18 protein-coding genes and 1 pseudogene are annotated in these 17,494 nt (G+C 49.3%); 10 read left to right on the top strand and 9 right to left on the bottom strand.

The genetic code is table 11. The features are described 5' to 3' along the window. Positions 1–47: 47 nt before the first annotated feature. From JFN88_RS09095 to JFN88_RS09080, 4 genes are read left to right on the top strand one after another with little or no spacing between them, the layout of a single operon-like run. Positions 48–1,622 (top strand): spore germination protein, encoded by a 1,575-nt coding sequence (locus tag JFN88_RS09095; protein WP_199019005.1) that lies wholly within the window; start codon positions 48–50, stop codon positions 1,620–1,622. Further along, complete coding sequence (locus JFN88_RS09090; RefSeq protein WP_199019004.1) at positions 1,622–2,800, top strand: Ger(x)C family spore germination protein; 1,179 nt, start codon at positions 1,622–1,624, stop codon at positions 2,798–2,800. Before JFN88_RS09095 ends, JFN88_RS09090 begins: the two co-directional genes overlap by 1 nt. Then, on the top strand, positions 2,797–3,039 hold the full coding sequence (locus JFN88_RS09085; RefSeq protein WP_199019003.1) for a hypothetical protein: 243 nt from the start codon (positions 2,797–2,799) through the stop codon (positions 3,037–3,039). The genes JFN88_RS09090 and JFN88_RS09085 overlap by 4 nt, the downstream gene beginning before the upstream one ends. A 36-nt stretch (positions 3,040–3,075) precedes the next feature. Next, positions 3,076–4,221, top strand: coding sequence for a GerAB/ArcD/ProY family transporter (locus tag JFN88_RS09080; protein ID WP_199019002.1), 1,146 nt, complete (start codon positions 3,076–3,078; stop codon positions 4,219–4,221). Between the two features lie 46 nt (positions 4,222–4,267). Here JFN88_RS09080 and JFN88_RS25650 read toward each other — a convergent pair. After that, positions 4,268–4,463, bottom strand: a pseudogene (locus JFN88_RS25650) (ATP-binding cassette domain-containing protein); the annotation flags it as partial. 175 nt (positions 4,464–4,638) lie between these two features. On the opposite strand from JFN88_RS25650, the gene JFN88_RS24480 reads away from it, so the two are divergent. The 3 genes from JFN88_RS24480 (at position 4,639) to JFN88_RS09065 (ending at position 6,294) form a co-directional block, all read left to right on the top strand. Next, complete coding sequence (locus JFN88_RS24480; RefSeq protein ID WP_233167628.1) at positions 4,639–4,929, top strand: helix-turn-helix transcriptional regulator; 291 nt, start codon at positions 4,639–4,641, stop codon at positions 4,927–4,929. Next, positions 4,926–5,387, top strand: a complete 462-nt coding sequence (locus JFN88_RS24475) for a helix-turn-helix transcriptional regulator (RefSeq protein WP_233167626.1) — start codon at positions 4,926–4,928, stop codon at positions 5,385–5,387. The genes JFN88_RS24480 and JFN88_RS24475 overlap by 4 nt, the downstream gene beginning before the upstream one ends. 124 nt (positions 5,388–5,511) lie before the next feature. After that, positions 5,512–6,294 carry a zinc ribbon domain-containing protein gene (locus tag JFN88_RS09065; protein ID WP_233167624.1) on the top strand — a complete coding sequence of 261 codons (783 nt, stop codon included), beginning with the start codon at positions 5,512–5,514 and terminating at the stop codon, positions 6,292–6,294. On the opposite strand, the gene JFN88_RS09060 is transcribed toward JFN88_RS09065, so the two are convergent. From JFN88_RS09060 to JFN88_RS09050, 3 genes are all read right to left on the bottom strand, one after another. Further along, positions 6,266–6,808 carry a C40 family peptidase gene (locus tag JFN88_RS09060; protein ID WP_199019001.1) on the bottom strand — a complete coding sequence of 181 codons (543 nt, stop codon included), beginning with the start codon at positions 6,806–6,808 and terminating at the stop codon, positions 6,266–6,268. The two genes, JFN88_RS09065 and JFN88_RS09060, sit on opposite strands and share 29 nt — an antisense overlap. Positions 6,809–6,895: 87 nt before the next feature. Further along, positions 6,896–7,879, bottom strand: coding sequence for an aromatic acid exporter family protein (locus tag JFN88_RS09055; RefSeq protein WP_199019000.1), 984 nt, complete (start codon positions 7,877–7,879; stop codon positions 6,896–6,898). Beyond that, a complete protein-coding gene (locus tag JFN88_RS09050; RefSeq protein WP_233167622.1) occupies positions 7,876–9,309 on the bottom strand; it encodes a S41 family peptidase in 1,434 nt (477 codons plus the stop codon). The genes JFN88_RS09055 and JFN88_RS09050 overlap by 4 nt, the downstream gene beginning before the upstream one ends. A 139-nt stretch (positions 9,310–9,448) precedes the next feature. On the opposite strand from JFN88_RS09050, the gene JFN88_RS09045 reads away from it, so the two are divergent. Continuing rightward, the gene (locus JFN88_RS09045) at positions 9,449–10,249 is read left to right on the top strand and encodes a Cof-type HAD-IIB family hydrolase (RefSeq protein WP_199018998.1); all 801 of its coding nucleotides are present in this window, start codon (positions 9,449–9,451) and stop codon (positions 10,247–10,249) included. Between the two features lie 96 nt (positions 10,250–10,345). Here the strand turns inward: JFN88_RS09045 and JFN88_RS09040 are convergent, their stop codons facing one another. The 4 genes from JFN88_RS09040 to JFN88_RS09025 all read right to left on the bottom strand — a co-directional run bounded on the left by JFN88_RS09040 (position 10,346) and on the right by JFN88_RS09025 (position 14,228). Further along, positions 10,346–11,410, bottom strand: a complete 1,065-nt coding sequence (locus JFN88_RS09040) for a sulfate/molybdate ABC transporter ATP-binding protein (protein WP_199018997.1) — start codon at positions 11,408–11,410, stop codon at positions 10,346–10,348. Positions 11,411–11,767: 357 nt separating this feature from the next. After that, complete coding sequence (locus JFN88_RS09035) at positions 11,768–12,145, bottom strand: DUF4383 domain-containing protein (protein ID WP_233167621.1); 378 nt, start codon at positions 12,143–12,145, stop codon at positions 11,768–11,770. Positions 12,146–12,236: 91 nt separating this feature from the next. Continuing rightward, positions 12,237–12,869 (bottom strand): YigZ family protein, encoded by a 633-nt coding sequence (locus tag JFN88_RS09030; protein ID WP_199018996.1) that lies wholly within the window; start codon positions 12,867–12,869, stop codon positions 12,237–12,239. Between the two features lie 9 nt (positions 12,870–12,878). Then, positions 12,879–14,228: a glucose-6-phosphate isomerase gene (locus tag JFN88_RS09025; protein ID WP_199018995.1), complete on the bottom strand. Its 1,350-nt coding sequence runs from the start codon at positions 14,226–14,228 to the stop codon at positions 12,879–12,881. Between the two features lie 240 nt (positions 14,229–14,468). Here JFN88_RS09025 and JFN88_RS09020 point away from each other — a divergent pair, with 240 nt between their 5' ends. Beyond that, positions 14,469–15,443 (top strand): polysaccharide deacetylase family protein, encoded by a 975-nt coding sequence (locus tag JFN88_RS09020; protein WP_199018994.1) that lies wholly within the window; start codon positions 14,469–14,471, stop codon positions 15,441–15,443. Positions 15,444–15,540: 97 nt separating this feature from the next. Next, positions 15,541–16,980, top strand: coding sequence for a CAP domain-containing protein (locus tag JFN88_RS09015; protein ID WP_199018993.1), 1,440 nt, complete (start codon positions 15,541–15,543; stop codon positions 16,978–16,980). Between the two features lie 113 nt (positions 16,981–17,093). On the opposite strand, the gene ppnP is transcribed toward JFN88_RS09015, so the two are convergent. Beyond that, positions 17,094–17,411 carry a pyrimidine/purine nucleoside phosphorylase gene (ppnP, locus tag JFN88_RS09010; RefSeq protein WP_199018992.1) on the bottom strand — a complete coding sequence of 106 codons (318 nt, stop codon included), beginning with the start codon at positions 17,409–17,411 and terminating at the stop codon, positions 17,094–17,096. Between the last annotated feature and the right edge of the window lie 83 nt (positions 17,412–17,494).

Below are 17,494 nucleotides of genomic sequence, written 5' to 3'. Positions count from 1 at the left end.
TGGTGATCGAGAATTCTCTGCCCAGCAACGTAGAAAGGGGTCTGGAAATGGAAAAAGAAGAGACGAATAGCCGTTGCAATGACACATCCGATTCTTCCGAATCACCGCAGTTGTCTAATGATACGACAAATGATCTTCCCCCTCTCTCTAGTCATCTGGTTGAAAACCGGCAGCAAATTGAACATATCTTCATCGATTGCTCCGATTTGATCCTTCTTCCCTGGAGATATGGCCCCGATCTTTCGGAACAGGCATTTTCAGTTTACTTTGACACAATGATTCAGCAGCATCATACCAATTATGTAAAAGAAACTCTTCAGGATTTGGTCAACCATAGAGTGGGAACAGGCGAATCGGTCACTCCGGAGCAAATTATCCGCTTTTTCCAAAATCACGGGGTATCCAGCGGCACAGCTGAATTATTGAAGGACTTTGACGAGGTGACCCGGCATATTACAGAAGGATGTCTGGTGATCTTTTTCGACAAGTGGAACCAGGCTCTGAGCTACAAAGCAGCAGAAGTTGAAAAACGCCAGGTCTCGGAGCCGATCAACGAACCCGTTGTTCAGGGGCCCCATATCACTCTGATTGAAGATATAAACACGAATATTGGCATCTTGCGTCATCTTCTGCAATCTCCAAAGCTCAAGTTTATCAGCTTTAATGCAGGACGTGAGAGCAACCGAACCGTTTCCTACGGCTATCTGGAGGGAGCCGTTAATCCGGAGGTGCTGACGAATTTTCAGAGCCGGATCAAATCGATCAAGGAGGAAGAAATCCTTGAAGTTTCTTATCTCGAGGATTGGATCGGCGACTCGGTCTATTCCCCGTTCCCCCAGGTCCGTTATACGGAGCGTCCTGACAATACTGCCGCTGCTCTGCTTGACGGTAAAATTATCGTAATGGTGGACGGCTCGCCAACTGTATTGATATGTCCGGGCAACTTCTATGAATTTCTGATGAGCAGCGAAGACTATTACCAGCGGACGATCTTTTCCTCCCTGATCCGCTTGTTGCGAATTGGCGCATTTTTCATTGCTTTGATGCTGCCGAGCACCTATGTCGCCTTATCCACTTTCCATTCCGAGCTGATACCGACGGTTCTGTTGCTAGCCATACTGGATACGAGAGAAGGAATACCGTTCCCCGCTTTTATGGAAGCGCTGATTATGGAGATTTTTTTCGAGCTGCTGCGGGAGGCCGGAATTCGGCTTCCGCGTCCGATCGGTTCGGCGGTAAGCATCGTCGGAGCGCTAGTTATCGGCCAAGCGGCCATACAGGCGAAGATCGCCTCTCCTGTGATGGTCATAGTCGTTGCTCTTACAGGTATTGCTTCATTCGCTCTGCCGCAATACAGCATGGCCATCGCTCTGCGGATTATGCGCTTCCCGCTGATGGTCATGGGTGCAACTTTGGGCGGAGTCGGCATTATGATCGGCTTTTTGCTTGCATTGCTCCATCTGTGCAAGCTTCGCTCCCTCGGTCAGCCTTATATGGCGCCCACCACACCGCTTGATATTTGGCAACTGCGGGATGTGCTGGTCATGGTTCCCCGCAAATTCCTGCTCCGCCGTCCGCGCAACCGTCACATGCACAGGGTCATAAGAAAGCAGGCCAAATGATGAGACGGCCTATACAAGTAGCACTGCTGCTTATGTGCACTGCGCTGCTGGCAGGCTGCTGGGATAAAGCGGAGCTGATCGAGTTTGGCTATGTGCAAGCCGTTGCCGTGGACAAGTCCGGGAAGGAGGGCATTGAGCTGACTACGCTGTTCTATAATCCTTCAGGCCACGGTGAAAGTACTGGGATGGCCCCGCAGCCCAAAATGGCCATCCCCATTGTGACTGAAGCCAGCTCTGTCTACGAGGCGGTCCAGGATATTCCGCTTCATTTCGGAAGAAGGGCCAAATGGGATCACATGCGCATTATTATGATTAGCGAGGAATTGGCCAGGAGCAAGCCGCTTGGTGAAATTCTTGATTTCTTCTCCCGCAACAGCGAGCAGCGGGCGACCGTTCTGCTGCTGATTACAAGAGGGAAAGCCAAAGAATATATCAAGACCAAGCCATACATCGAATATACGATCGGTCAGCAACTGCGAAAAATCGAGGAGACCGTCTCTCAATACTCCGCCAAAACAACAAAGCTCCCGCTCTATGAACTGGCGATTCAAATGATGGGGCAGACAAATACCGCGATGATCCCTTACGCCTATAAAACCGACAAGACCGGCGACATCGCCGTGGCCGGCATTGCCTTGTTCAAGGATCAGGTGCTCACCGGCAGCATCGTATCTCCGGCGGACAGTCAGCCTCTGTTGATGCTGCTTAACCGCTATAACAAGGGGATTATTAAATTGTCCTGCCCGGAATCGAAAGGAGGGAAGGGACACATTCGCGAGTCTTTTGAAATTATTTCGATAAAAACCAAGCTTAAACCTAAAATTCAGGGCGATCAGCTCACCATTCAGGTGAAAAGCAATATGAGAGGATCAGTTAGCGAGTTGCACTGCACGACGCTGATTACAGCCGAGGAGGAACAAAAGATGCGCGTCCGGGTTGAAGAGGAGGTCAAATCCGAAATGAAAGCGATGATTGGACGGCTGCAAAAAAGACGTCTGGATGTTGTTAATATTGGGAACATGATCTACCGCCATTACCCGCGGCTGTGGAAAAAGTGGAAACCAACGTGGGAGGAGCGCTTCGCTACAGCAAAGTTTGACATCTCCATTGATGTCCATATACTCAACACCGGCTTGAACATTGGGGAAACTTTCGGGAAAAAGGAGAAGAATGAATGATTACAAGATTTACAATGCTACTGGTCACGATTGTCCTCATGTTCCTTAGCGACAAATCAGACTTAAGCAAGAGCGGCCGACACGCACGAATTATTTATGCGATGCTGATGCTGCCTGTTCTGTATCTTGGCATAGTGTTCGTTACAGAATTACGGTGGCCGAATCTGGACGAGTTGCTCCGGTACCTATTCTCCGGCCCCGTGAAGGTGATCTTGGCCAGTCTGAATGCAACTCAGTAGCAACAACAAACCCCGATGAAAGGAGAGCCTTGCATAATGAAATCCAAACAAGAGAGTGTAAGTTCCTTCCAGATGGCTTCCTTGCTTCTGACCTTCACTACAGGCTCCTCGGTTATTTTCATTCCGGGGCAAATTACCAACGCCGCCAAAAACGGCGCCTGGATTTCCATTCTCATTTCCTATCTGCTCGGCGTTATGATTCTTGCGATCCTAATCTACCTGTACAAGCGGGCGCCAGAGTTGTCCTGGGTTGGATTCATGAGAAAAACTGCCGGCCCCTGGGTCACATCGCTGCTGCTCATCCCGCTGACCTTTGTGATATTCTGGCAGCTTGCTGCAATTGTGATTGAAATTGGCGGATTTTTTAAAAGCACCATGATGAAAGATACGCCAAATTCGATCATTCAAGGATTGTTCTTCTTGACCGTTGCTTTGACCGCCCGCGCAGGCATCGAGGTGATGGCCAGAATGTTCCTGCTGCTGCTCATATTCATGTACATTTTTGTCATGGCTGTACTGCTGCTCGCTTCTCCGCTGTTCCATGGCGAGTATCTGCTTCCGGTCATACCGGACGGCTTCAAGCCGATCTTGTACGGGGCCTATATTTCCTATGGTTTTCCCTACGCAGAGATTGCCCTGTTTTCCTTGCTCCTCCCTTTTACCCGGCGAAAAGAGTCCGGTCGTCTGACTAAATATCTGCACCTGGCGCTGTTCATCAACTGCCTGACCCTCGTATTTAGCATTCTGTGTACAATTATGGTACTGGGACCGATGTCAGGCCATCTGAATTACTCCCTGTTTCAACTGGCACGGCTCATCTCGATTCAGGATATTCTGGAACGGGTAGAGTCTGTCATTGGATTCTCCCTTATTATCGGGGTCTATATGAAAGCCGCCATTGTACTGTTCATGATTACAACGCTGCTGTCCGACTGGTTCAACATCAAAGACAGCCGCCTCCTGACCTACCCGGTCGCACTCATTGGCCTGCTGCTATCCGTATCCATGTATCCGGATGAAATCACATTTTTCGTGGACGGTTATACAATGTGGACGCTGATTGATCATACTGCTTATGTAATGCCTCTGCTGATCATCTTCGTTGTTGCGCTGTTCAGGCGAAAAAAAGGGGGCACTAGTTCCCCGACAGCAGCTTCTTCCAGCCAAAACGGGAAACCTTAGCGGCCTCCCGTTCGCCGCTCCATGCTCGTCAGACCTACACATCACGCCGCAGTTCTGTGGGCCGGATATAACCTGATATCAGGTTGAGCAGCGTAGTTTTCCCTGAGCCGCTTCGTCCCACAACCGCGACAATTTCCTGCTTTTTAATATGCAGATCAATATGGATGCAAGACCGGAACTACTTTCTCGCTGCCCTTCTTGCCAATTTTGAATTGATGACTTACTCCTTTGACCTCGATCAACAGTATCTCTTCCACTCTATGAACCAGTTACAATATGTAGTTTAATGTTATATTATTAATAAAAAAGTAAAAAATCTAAAAATTTCCTTAACTAAAAATAACATATTTATTAATAGAGATTCCGTTATAATGTAAGCATGATTTTTACTTGACGTTGAAGGGAGCATGAATAACTATGAAGCTCGAACGCCTGCTCTCCATTATCGTAATACTGATCAACCGTAGAATCGTACAGGCCAAGGAGCTTGCCGAACGTTTCGAGGTATCGGTACGTACAATCTACAGGGATATCGATGCTCTGAATAAAGCGGGTATTCCCGTGGTCACCTACCAGGGCTCGGGCGGCGGGATTGGCCTGGCAGCATCATTCCCCAATCGATATCCGAAGTATTCCAGATTAAAACAAGCCAACTGCTCATTGACCTCTCTCCGTGGGGAAATCGAAATCCGATCGATGACAAATTGAAGCTGATCAAGCAGGCTATCGAACAGTTGCATCTGATCAGCTTCACCTATGTCAACGTCAAGGGCGAAGCAAGCGTCCGCACTGTCGAGCCTTATACGCTAATTATGAAGGGGCAGCAGTGGTATTTGTATGCATATTGTCCCATGCGCTCAGGCTTCCGAATGTTCAAGCTGAATCGAATCAAGGAGCTTACAACGACAGATAGGGTCTACCTGCGCCGTCCGCTGCCCGAGGAACCTCTGCCATGGGATGCTGACTGGTACCGCGAAGAGAATCTCGCTCATGTACAGCTTCGCATCTTTCCGCCTGCCAGACAGATCGCTGAGGAATGGTTCGGGGTGGATCAGCTCGATAAAGAGGAAAATGGGAACAGTTGGCTCTCCCCTCCCCATATCCGTCGAATCATTCAGGACAAAGCACAGGCAATCGCGGCGCGGTATGCCAAGACAAATATATAATTATTTATATTTTGCGCAAGAACTTGACACAATGTTGTCAGGTTCTTCTGTTTATACTTCAATTATAGAAGTTGGACAAAAGAAACGAAGTCAAAAATACTCATTAGGTCAGGAGAGGATCAAAATGAACATGGCTCAATGCCAAAGCTGCGGTATGCCGCTGTCGAATGAAGTTAGAGGGGTGGAAAAGGACGGTTCAAGGTCAGAACTGTACTGTCAATACTGTTATGAGGACGGGCATTTTATCCAGCCGAAGCAAACACTTGAAGGGATGATTGAGGTATGCACCCCGTATCTCATAGAGCAAGGAATGCCAGAAGAACAGGCTCGGACCCTGCTCTATCAGTCACTACCGTCATTGAAGCGTTGGAAAGACAAAAGGGAATCTGCGGCTGGGCCAGCAGGCCCGGATCGTATGGCAGAGCTTGGACCGATCATACTGGCAGGAATTGCGGCCAGAACCAGCAACGCTGAAGAAACAGGAGCCAGTGCCAAAATTCCCGAACTCTGGACGAAATTCCGGGAAGGCGGATTCTTCGACAGTATTGGCGCATCAGCTTCAGTGCCTGTTGTTTATGGCTGCTACGCCGACTATGAGACAGACGTTAATGGCGTGTATACCATACTGATTGGTACGGAGCAAGAACAAGATCAAGCAATTGCAGGGGACTTGGCCACGCTGAAGCTTCCAGCTTCTCATTATGCCATTTTCCAATCGCGTACAGGCCTGCTGCCTGATGTCGTCATTGAGACATGGCAACGAATTTGGCAGTATGCAGCGGAGCACGAATTGGAAAGAACATATACAGGCGACTTCGAGCGCTATGATGAACGCTGTGCCGATCCGTCCCGTTCACAGGTGGACATTTATATTGCAGTCAAAGCACCTGGCAACTGCTTTGCATAATATGCTGTATTTCGCCGCGGTACATCAGTTGAAGCGCATTGGAGCGTTCCAGATCTGCCGGAGTCGTCAGTGACGCGCATTTTGGCACAAGACTGTGACCGTTTTGCTCGAACACGGTCGCGACAAACTGTGAGCAGAAAAATGCGTTTTCTCGCTTGACCCTGATCTTCATCATAATGCCTAGCACGCCAAGAAGATTATACTTGTACCGATGAGGCTCCTGCTCAAACTTGCGCACATACGCGCGGAGCTGATTATACTTGCGTTCACTGACCTTGCAGCTGAATACGGCGCATGACGCTTTGCTGAAAAATTCACTTTGCAAATCTTCCTTAACGAATCCGCCCACAAAAGGGTTGCCAGGTCTCTTTCTGCCGAAGCTGTATACCTCCTTGAACTCATCGTCAAAGGCGATGGAAGCATGATTATGCTCGGCTTTCGTATATAGCTTGATCATTCTTGTAAACCATGTACCGGTGTCGGACAACAAAATATAGATGTGCTTTTTTTTCATCGTTCAACCCCACCTGCAACTGAAATCTTATTCCGAATCTATCATATAGATCTATCATAAAGTTTCAAGACCTGGGGCAAATCGGTCTTATGTCCGGTATTTCCCTGGACTAAAGTCGGGTTGCATGGATGCAAATGTACGCTTCTCGCTGCTAAGCAGGAAATTCTCGAGTTCATTGGCTAGCGTGAACAGACTTGCGCGGCTCTCGAACTCTGTACGGTTTTGCGGCATTGGCAGTCCCTTATGATATTCACGGATTGCCTTGAGCTGCTGCAGATACTCTCTGCTGTCATCCAATTGTTCAATGTTGTCGCCAAGTTGTCCAAGAAATTCCCCAATCCGCTCTCCTTGCTCAAGCCTCAGACCAATCCGCGATACAAGCGGAACCATACGTTCGATGATTTGGAACTGCTGAAACTTGAGTTCAACATAATAGTAAAATGGATTTAATTTCCCAGTCAAGTTATTTTCCGTTTCCAACACAGCAAGGTGACGGGCCTTTTTCAACAGATCTGCGAGCTGCAGCAGTTCCTTGCCATCCCAAGAGCCATTGCCTTCACGCAGATAGCTGCCAAGCTCTCTGAAGATGGATGCCATCCTGACGCTCACCTCGGTCTTGAACTGGTCAATCTTCCGATCAAGGCCGGGCATGTACAGGTTGACCAGCAGCGCGACTCCGAGACCGACCATAATAATCGCCAACTCATGGGCAAAGAAGGCCAAGCTGACGTATCCGCTCATGTAGCCGTGCATAATAATGACCGAGCTGCTGGATATGCCGTTTTGAATTTTCAGGCGAACCAAAATCGGGATAAAGATCAAATACAGGATCAGAATGACCCAAACTTTGTAGCCAAGCAGCCAAAACATTGCGCTGGACAAAAACATGCCGACAATGCAGGCGAAGAAGCGATCCATCACTGCGGCAATCGATTGCTTGCGCGTGCGCTGGATACAAAGAAGCGTCAGAATGCCTGCGGAGCTGTAGTAAGGAAGCTCAAGCCATTGGGCAATAAGAATGGACAGGCAGACGCCTGTCGCCGTCTTGACTGTACGAAATCCGATTCTCATCGCTGCGCCTTCCCTTTGATCAAATTGCGCAGCTCTTCAATGGCCTTTTTGCTTTGCGGATCTTCCTGTTCAATTTTTTCCGCTAGTCGTTGCTGCAGCCGGTATGCGGTCCCCTCGCTCATTATGCCGTCTGCCTCAAGCTGCTCCTGGCGCTGGAACTTCTTCACCGCTTCCGTCGTATCGGCGTTATAGACCCCCTCCTGGGTAATCGGCCCGGAACCGAGCGCGAACAGCATATGCTGAATCGTTCTTACTTCCTTGCCGTAATCCCCTTGCTTGAACGTCGTTTCTCCATGAAGGAGCGGCAGCTTCGCATATTCCGGCATATCGACCGTAATATCGGGCTTGACCCCTTCCTTATGAATCCAGCTTCCATCCGGGGTTCTCCACTGAGCCTCTGTCAGCTTCAGGACCGATTCATCGGCAAATTGCTGGAAGGTCTGAACAATCCCTTTGCCGAACGATTTGTTGCCCACAAGCACTGCCCCGTTTGCCCCGAGCGCCGCAGCAAGCACCTCCGAAGAGCTGGCGCTGTTTTCATCGATCAGCACGACAAGCGGCAGCTTCCATTCCTGCTTCTGCTTGGAACGATGCGTATATTCACGCTGTTCATTTTTATATACGACCTGAACGATCACCTTATCCTTCGGAATCAGCAAGCTGGCGATCTCCATCGCCGGCTGCAGCAAGCCGCCAGGATTGGCGCGCAGATCAATGATTAGCCCTTTCATCCCCTGTTCTTGCAGACGGTCTGCCGCTTGCTGGAATTCCTTGGCCGTACTCTCGGCAAAGCGGGCGATTGTAATGTTCCCGACACCGTTGTCCAGCATCTTGGAGGATACGGTTGTCACCGGCACTTCTCCCCTGGTAACCGTAATTTCTATGGGCTCCGGGGAAGAAGCTCTCGCAAGCGTCAGCACCACCTTGGTGCCTTCCTCACCTCTTGTAAGAGAGATAATATCCGACAGCGTCTTCCCATCCACCGGCTTGCCGTCAATCGCTACAATACGATCATCGGCTAATATCCCAGCCCCTGCAGCTGGCGCTCCTTCTATCGTCGAATTAATAATGAACTGGCCTTTATCCACCCGAAGGACGACACCAATGCCGACAAAGTGGTCCTCGTAGCGCTCCAGAAAGCTTTTCCCCTGCTCCTTGGTGTAATAGACTGAATACGGATCGTTCAGCGAAGAGACCATGCCGGTGACAGCCCCATGAATCAGACTCTCAGGATCGACGTCTCCCATGTAATTGTTCACGATCTCCTTATATGAGCGGTCCAGATTATCAAAGGCAGCCTGACCAAGCACCGGGTGGCGATACTTCATCCACCATTGTCCGGCTCCGAATCCCGCGGCTCCGGCTAGTACGGCAATCAACAGCATATAAACAACAATTCTTTGGCGGCGTTCCGTAGAAGTATAAGGCATCAAATTCTCTCCGTTTTCTGAAGTTTTCCAATAGTATCACTTTATCTCATTCTCCCTCCCGCTTCAAGCAAGCCACTTGTTAAGGCCTCACCTCTCAGGTACAATCAGGCTAGAGAAGATAAAGGAGAGACCATACAAAATGCCTTATAAGCTAATTGCGATCGATGTAGATGATACGCTGCTGAATGATGAGCTGCAAGTTACCCCCCGTACGAAGCGGGCGCTGGAACAAGCGACTGCACAAGGAGCGACTGTCACTCTTGCTACCGGAAGAATGTTCGCCTCGGCGCAAAATATCGCCCGCCAAATTGATCTGAATGTGCCGATCATTACGTATCAGGGCTCTCTGGTCAAGACTCTGCTGGACGGAGAAGTGATCTATGAGCGCTATGTTCCAACAGCGGCCGCCAAGCAGTTGCATGACTACTGTGAAGCAAAAGGGCTGCATCTGCAGCTTTACGTCGATGATGTGCTGTATGTCAAAGAAGTGAATGACAAAAGCGAGGCGTACTCCAGACTTTCCAAAATCCCTTATGTGGTCGCTCCGAACTTTGCCGATCTGGCACTTCAGCCGCAAATGAAGATGTTGATCATTGATGAGCCGGAATTACTGGATAAGGTGGCCGTGGAATTGAAGGCACTGATTGGAGATATCGCCCATATCACTAAATCCAAGCCGAACTTCCTGGAGATTATGCATAAAGAGGGAACAAAAGGACACGCAGTGGCCTTCCTGGCATCCCATATCGGCTGCAGCCTTGAGGAAGTAATCGCCATCGGCGATTCCTGGAATGATCATGAGATGCTTGAAACTGCCGGACTCGGTGTAGCGATGGAAAATGCAGTGCCGGCCCTAAAGGAAATCGCCAATTATGTAACCAAATCGAATAATGAAGATGGCGTGGCCCATGTGATCGAAAAATTTGTACTGGGGAAATAACTCTTCCTTCCAAAAAAAGGTATGCGTATAGCATGATGTGATGCCATACGCATACCTTTTTTCTAGCTCTGGATATAAGGGATATATACTTTACCTTTAAATATGAACCGGCATCGGATCTTCCTTGAGCTTGTTCTCTATAATCCAGCTATCCGTATCATTGAACAGATAAGCGCGATGCACGAGAACATTCACTTCTTCTCCTGGCTGGAGCGCATCCTTTTCCAGAGAACGGTAGGTAATCAACGTGACATCGCCGACTTGCACCTCTATCATCCACTCACTGCCGCGAAAATGGATATTTTTAATGCGTCCCGATTCAGTAGCCGAGATGATCGAAAATTCGTCTGACTTGCCAACCTCGATGTACTCCGGACGGATCAGCGCCTTCGTATTCGACCATAATGCCGCATCCTCAAAGCCTTTCAGCTTATGCACCTCGGATACAATGGTAGACTCCCCGATAAAGCTGGCGACAAACTGGGTATGCGGATTTTTGTAAATATCCCATGGCGTGCCCTTCTGCTCCAAACGACCCTTGTTAATAATCATGATCTCATCGGCAACCTCAATCGCCTCATCCTGATCATGGGTGACGAAGATGGACGTAATGCCGAGACGTTCAATCATATCCTTAAGCCACGTGCGCAGCTCCTGGCGAATCTTGGCGTCGATCGCCGCGAACGGCTCATCCAGAAGCAGCAACTGCGGCTCTGGCGCCAACGCTCTTGCAAAGGCTACACGCTGACGCTGTCCGCCCGACAGTTGATTCGGGTAACGGTGTTCAAAGCCCTTGAGACCTGTCAGCTCTACCAGCGACATCACGCGCTCACGAATCTGGTCTTTGGACTGCTTCTTCACCTTCAAACCGAATGCAATATTGTCATACACCGTCATATGTTTGAATAGCGCATAATTCTGGAATACAAAGCCAATCCCCCGCTCTTGCGGCGGCAGATCATTGACACGTTTGCCATGGAAAAGGATATCCCCGGCATCAGGGGTTTCAAGTCCCGCGAGCATGCGGAGAATCGACGTTTTGCCACCGCCGCTCGGACCGAGCAGACCGATCAGCCGTCCCTTCTCAATCTTAAAACTTACATCATGTACAGCGTGGAAATCACCAAAATGCTTATCTAACTGATTCACTTCAATATGCATGACCTAATGCCCCTTTCGCTTTTCGGACCATTCCATGAGCAAAAGCAATGCCATCATATTATCGTCAGCACTGCGCAAAAACCGTATTCATAGCGTTTCGGAATCCAGAACCTGGAGGAAATATAATTCCTATTATTTTACTGGGTATTAGTATTAATTTAACAGAATGAAGGTTCGGTCGTCAATCCTAAATTTGCAAAAAATATGAATCTCTACCCGCTACTTGCTTCTCAAGCATGAAATGGCGACTTTCCCTGTACCCTCAATTAAATCAAGAAATCTGTCTTTATATTCAACAAAAAAACCGACCCTAAGGGCCGGCTTTCATTTGCCTGACAATCTTTCATTTATAACACTCTACACCGGCTTGGAATACCTCGAAGGAGATGGCGACTCCACCAGGACAAAGCCAAAATAGAGTCCGACCGCGCCGATAATAAAATGCAGCACATTATCCGAAAGGCCGAATGTAAGCAGACCGAACAGATTTTTGACGAAGAAACCGAGTACCGCAAGTATAATAAATACGATCCCCAGCACTTGAGAGTAACGATAGGCATAGCCGTCCTGAGAGGCCGCCAGCAAACCAAGCACCCCGAACACCAGATGAATGACATTATGGGTCACATTCAGGTGAAACAGGCCAAACAGATGACTGGTAAAGAAACCAAGCGCCCAAAGCAGCAAAAATACGAAACCGGACAATGCCGCAAATCGTCTTACCGCAATTGCCATACGGATTCCTCCCTCGTTATGCCCTTGATAGGAGGGGCTCAAGAAGCCCCATACAAGACCCTATTCGGAGCAAAAGAGAAAAATGCTTAGGCTATCGGCCAAGAATGAAATATTGCGCCTCTCCTTGTACAATAGCAGCTTGTCCCTGCGTAAAATCAGTCAACCATGCCGTGAAGCGCTCGGCCTCCGGTTCTTCAGGCAGACAGGTTATGGTTACCTTATCGGTAAACTCAGTCCCGCCAAGGCGCAAGCCCCGCTGATGGAATTCATTCTCCAGCTTGCCGTACCACGTATAATCCACTTCGACGATAATCTCCCGGTGCAGCACCTTAACGATTGGCTGTGCCGCTTCGATCCCGACAACGGCTCCATCCGTATAGGCGCGGATCAGACCGCCAGCACCGAGCATGATGCCGCCGAAATAGCGAGTCACGACGATGGCGACATTTTTGAGTTGCTGGTTTTTGATGACTTCCAGAATCGGCTTGCCCGCGGTGCCGCTTGGTTCACCGTCATCAGACTGCTTCTGAATTTCATCCCGCTCGCCGATCATATAAGCAGAGCAATTATGCGTTGCGTTCCAATGCTGCTTCTTGATCTCCTCGATAAAAGCAATCGCCTCATCCTCGCTGGCTACCGGCCGGGCATGACCGATAAACCGTGACTTTTTGATGACGATTTCCTTGATTCCAGGCCCAGCCAGCGTCTTGTAACGTTCCAGCATTCAAACAGCCTACAGGCGTGCTTCCAGCTCAGCTTTTTCTTTTTCGTAGCCCGGTTTGCCGAGAAGCGCGAACATATTTTTCTTATAGGCTTCTACACCCGGCTGGTCGAACGGATTCACACCCATGAGGTAGCCGCTGATGCCGCAGGCTTTCTCAAAGAAGTATACCAAGTAACCGAATGTGTGCGGCGACAAGTCCTTAATATTGACAATCAGGTTTGGCACATTGCCGTCTGTATGCGCGAGCAGTGTTCCTTCAAAGGCTTTTTTGTTCACGAAATCCATCGTTTTGCCTTCAAGGAAGTTCAAGCCGTCGAGGTCGTCCGGGTCATTGCCGATTGTAATCTGTTCAGACACCTCGCCTACCTGAATGACGGTCTCGATCAGATTGCGAGTTCCTTCCTGTACGAATTGACCCATGGAGTGCAAGTCTGTGGAGAAATCAACAGATGCCGGGTACAGGCCTTTGTTGTCTTTGCCTTCGCTCTCGCCGAACAATTGCTTCCACCATTCAGATACGAAGTGCAGGGACGGCTCATAATTGACGAGAATTTCGATTGCTTTGCCTTTGCGATACAGTGCATTGCGGGCTGCAGCGTATTGATAGCTTTCATTCTCGGACAAGTTCGGGTTGCTGTATTCGACAGCAGCATCAGCTGCGCCCTGCATGATGGCGTCAATGTCTACACCGGCAGTTGCAATCGGCAGCAGGCCCACAGCCGTCAATACGGAGTAGCGTCCGCCAACATCATCAGGAATGATGAAAGACTCGTAGCCTTCTTCGGTTGCAAGCTTTTTCAATGCGCCCTTGGCTTGGTCAGTCGTTGCATAAATCCGCTTGCGAGCTTCTTCCCTGCCGTATTTCTTCTCCAGTTCTGCACGGAAAATACGGAACGCAATCGCCGGCTCTGTTGTTGTACCCGATTTGGAGATGACGTTGATGGACCAGTTCTTGCCCTCCAGCACTTGCAACAAATGGGTGACATAGGTGGAGCTGATGTTGTTGCCCGCAAAGAAAACTTGCGGCGTTTTGCGCTCTTCGCCAGGAAGAATATTATAGAAGGAATGCGTCAGCATTTCGATTGCCGCACGCGCTCCCAGGTAGGAACCGCCGATTCCGATGACAATAAGCACATCAGAGTCGGATTGAATTTTTGCCGCCGCTTGCTTGATGCGCGCGAATTCTTCTTTGTCATAATTGGCAGGCAGATCGATCCAGCCAATATAATCGGAGCCTGTTCCTGTACCATTATGTAATTGCTCATGAGCGACGCGTACCGCGCCCTCCAAATAATCAATTTCATGCTTGCCTACAAAAGGCAGGGCTTTACTATAGTCAAACGATACAGCTTTACTCATTGACCGTAAACCTCCTTCAAGTTCTGTAGAGGGCAAGTGCAGCATTACAAAAATTTCCTGCTGCCCGTCCCGCAATACTAGGATTAGAATACTGGATTTCGGGTTTAAAAACAAGGGAGACCGCAGGAAAGATAGGCGGAATGAAATCATTTGAATTCTGACTGGTCTAAGCGTATAGTTTTGTTTAGATTAGTCAGGTTCCACATTTCCACTTCCTACCTGTAAAGGAGCTTTGCCCAAATGAGTAAAAAACGTTTCTTCACCTGGCTGAAGCGGCTCGTTTCAGCCGGACTTGCCGTGATTCTGCTGTTCTTCGCCGCAGCATTTGCATTCCCGTCGCTGCAACTTGCCCAAAAAGCTTGCGGCGTACTGCAAAAAGCCGAAGCCAAAGCCTTCGTACTCACGCACAAAACACCGGAACTTGAATTTCATGGCAATGGCAATACCACCCCTGTATTCGATACGTCGAAGCAACGCTATGCCGAACAAGTACCCGTGTTGATGTACCATTATGTCGTTCCCAAGGCATTCAACAAAGAACCTGACAACAATTCGATGATTAATCTGGAATCATTCGAGGCGGGCATGAAATACTTGTACGATAACGGCTATTATACAGCCACGCTGAGCGAGTTGGAGGATTATTTGCACGGATATATTCAACTGCCGGAGAAGACGGTCGTTCTCACATTCGATGACGGGTACGAGAATAACTATATCTACGCCTATCCGATTTTGAAAAAATACGGCCTCCACGCCGCGCTGTTCATCATCGGCAGCCGGGTTCAGGAACATGCCGCCAAGGACTTCAAGCCGGACAAAAGCAGCTATTTGTCCCAGGAGCAACTGGATGCTGCGTCCGATGTTTTTGAATATCATAGCCATACCTACGATCTTCACAAGAAAGAGACGTTGTTCTGCGGAAAGCAGGAGGCGCTGACCCGGGATACGGATCTGCTGCAGAAGGATATCGGAATTATGAGAGAGCACGGCTACATTACACCGTACTTTGCATATCCGTTTGGCAGCTATGACGCCAAGACCGTCTATTATTTGCAGAAGCATGGTTACCGGATGGCGTTTACAGTGAAACAAGGCTTCGTCAAGCCCGGCGATGCGCCGCTGGAGCTGAACCGCCTGACCGTAACCTCCAGCACGGATATGGAACTCCTGCTCAAGACCGGAGATTTCAAGCAATCCGTGAAAAAAGATTAATCTTTTCTTTTTGACAAAATACCCCATCATTCGACAGTAAATATGTTACGATACTCTTAAGTCTTCATTTTCCAACTTAAGAGGGGGTTTATGATTAATGATAGTATCCAAACCGCAGTTCAAGCGACGTTTTCGCACTGTTGCAAGCTCGGCGATTCTACTGGCGCTTGCTACGGGTGTTGTTCCTACATACGCTTATGCCGATAATGGCGTGCAGTTCGCCGATCTGCCGCCGACTCACTGGGCGTACAAAACGATCCGTTGGGCACAGGAGAATCAGATTGTGACCGGCTATCAGGACGGCACCTTCCGCCCTAACCAGGCGGTATCGGAGCCGGAATTTCTGGCTATGCTGCTGCGTGCTTACCCCGAGGTCAGCATAGCCAAGCCGGCTGGCGGCTCACCGTGGTATTCAGCCTATTATGAAGCTGCCGCGCAGCTCGGGTGGCCCGTAGCAGGAGCCAATACTGCCTACACAAGAGGAGAAGTCGCCAGGCTGCTCGCTGCCGTACAGGGCGAATCTCTATCTGTCAATGATTCCATTCAATTTGTAATGAAGCAGGGACTTGCCAACGGCAAGACAACGAACACGATTGAAGGCTTCAAGGCTGCCGATTCGCTGTCCCGCGCTGAGGCGCAGACTTTCATCTTCCGCCTGAAGGAGCTTCAGCCCAAGCTAAAACAGTCTGGGAATACAGCCCCTGAATGGACATTGAACGGTATTCAGATCGGGGATACTGAGGAGCATGTCCTTGCAACGCTTGGTCAGCCCGACCGTAAAGACGCCTCCGGGTACGATTTTCAATGGTATGTATACAATAAGAATTACAACCGCTTCGCGCAAATCGGCATAAAGCAAGGAACAGTCGTCGCCCTCTACTCCAATGCGAGCGGCTGGAACCCGGCTTCGAAAGCCGCGGTAGGGACACAGAGGAACAACATTGCAGACGACTCGATCGGCAAGCCGGTGATACAGGATAGCAAGCAAAGATGGACAACCTACACCGGCAGCGTCTATGAGACAACCTTGTTCTTCGATACGCTGGACGGCTATAAGGTGGATGCTATTCTCCTGCTGAAGTCCGGTCTGAAAGCCCATGACTATTCAGAAGGCAATGTCCCGCAGCAAGAACTGCTGCGCGCCTATGAGCGCGGGCTGCTGGATTTGACCAATGTTATCCGTACACGAAAGGGTTTGAAGCCGCTTCTCTGGAACGACAAGGTTTCAGATGTGGCCCGCGCTTACAGCACGGACATGGGGACCCGCAATTTTTTCAACCACACCTCCCCGGACGGTGATTCGGTCCGCGAACGTTTCACCAAAGCCGAATTGATGAAATCAGCAAGCAGCTTCGGCGAGAATATTGCTGCTGGCTATGAGAATGCCTTTTACGCCCACGCAGGCTGGATAAACTCTCAAGGCCACCGCGACAACCTCCTCCGCGAGGGCTACAAGGAGCTTGGCATTGGAGCCGCCTTTGTTCAAAACAGCGAATACGGCTTCTACTATACTCAGAACTTCGCAAGCTTCCGGTAAACGAGATTGCAAAAAAACAGCTATCCTCACAGTCCTTGAACGGATGTGCAGGATAGCTATTTTTAACGACTCAACCAAAATTCAGGTTGAGCCTTTATAACACCGAAAAATGATTATTCGTTAATATAAGAGCAGCAGTAATCGGAAACTTCCGTTACCTGGAGCTTGAATTTGGAGTTAGCCGGAACAATAAATTCGCCCTCGCCCTGGATATGCGCCCATTGGCTTTCCCCTGGAAGCAGAACCTTCAGATCGCCTGCAAGAATTTCCATGATTTCTTTGGCGTCTGTTCCGAATTCATATTCCCCCGGGAGCATAATGCCGAGCGTTTTTTTCGTACCATCAGCAAACAGCACGGTGCGGCTGGTTACTTTGCCATCAAAATAAACATTTGCTTTTTTAACAACCGTTACATTTTCGAATTGGGACATAATTTTTTCGGCTCTCCTTTTGAAAGCAGCGACGAACATGTCTCCATGCCGCCGCTGCTTGTTCAATTATATATAGGCTTAAG

It is taken from the genome of Paenibacillus roseus (assembly GCF_016424485.1).
Classification (GTDB): domain Bacteria; phylum Bacillota; class Bacilli; order Paenibacillales; family Paenibacillaceae; genus Paenibacillus_D; species Paenibacillus_D roseus.
The sequence above is the reverse complement of the archived record's forward strand: the minus strand, read 5'-3'. Positions and strand labels throughout refer to the sequence as shown.